Origin of the sequence: Achromobacter sp. 413638, assembly GCF_043119405.1 — a bacterium.
Classification (GTDB): domain Bacteria; phylum Pseudomonadota; class Gammaproteobacteria; order Burkholderiales; family Burkholderiaceae_B; genus Achromobacter.
The window spans coordinates 1-1,052 of the sequence record NZ_JBICCO010000176.1 but is presented as its reverse complement, the minus strand read 5'-3'; the positions used below and the strand labels follow the sequence as shown (position 1 = coordinate 1,052).

Below are 1,052 nucleotides of genomic sequence, written 5' to 3'. Positions count from 1 at the left end.
CCCCGATTTTAAAAACCCCTGCTGACCACGGCATGGCCTATGAAGATGTGTTCTTCCCTGCTTTGGATGGCGTGCCGCTTGAGGCTTGGTACATTCCAGCCGTTCAGCCATCTGATTTGTTGATTATTGCCAATCATCCTTTGCCGATGAATCGCTATGGCTTGGCTGGACATTTATCTCCTTGGGACATGCTTGACCCGACAGAAATTAATTTTTTGTTTGAGTTAAAACACCTGCATGATGCTGGCTACAATATTTTGACTTATGACTTACGCAATTTAGGCCGTAGTGGCACAGGAGGCAATGGTGCTTGTGGTGTGGGTCGTTATGAGTGGCGTGATTGCGTTGGTGCACAAAACTATGTCAACGCACATCCAGAATTGTCAAAAATGAAAGTGGGTCTGTTAAGCCGTTGCACAGGTGGCAATTCTCAGTACGAGGCAATTTCACGTCATCCTGAATTGTTTAAAGATGTAGCGTGCATGGTCAGTCCAATGGTGGTTTCAATGGAAGCGTTCACCAAACATTATGCAAATTCTGTGGTGGCAGGTGCTGGTGATTTTCCTGAAATTTTGGACTTTGAACAAGTCAAAGCAGGCGGCTTGAAAAACTCAGAAATGACTCCTCACCTCTTTGCACCCGATGTCACTATGCCAACTTTGGTGGTGCAAGTGCGTGAAGATCGCTGGACTTCAGTGGAAGATGGCGAAAAAACTTTTGAGCTGTTGGGCGCAAAAGAAAAAGAGCTGTTCTGGATTGAAGGGACACCACGCCGTTGGGTTGGCTACAACTACTTTGGCAGCCATCCTGAAAAGTTAATTGGCTGGTTCGACAAATACATGAAGGTTTAAGTTTTGCTAAATATATAAGCTGTAGAAGTCGCGATCTGATCTGACAGTTACCTGTTTTGTGGATGCATAACTGTCAGATCAATTCAAATTAGTTACTTTTTCACTTTATGTTATCTGTTAGCAGGAGTGTTTATTGTTGAGGCTCAGACTAGCACTTAACATAACCCTCAACTTAAGAGCGGCATGATCCTGAGTTAGCGG

General features: G+C 44.4%; 1 protein-coding gene. It reads left to right on the top strand.

The window, feature by feature from the left end; genetic code table 11:
- Positions 1-851 (top strand): alpha/beta hydrolase family protein (locus ACEU5R_RS31940; protein ID WP_392413924.1); only part of this gene is annotated, 851 nt, incomplete at its 5' end.
- Positions 852-1,052: the final 201 nt, after the last annotated feature.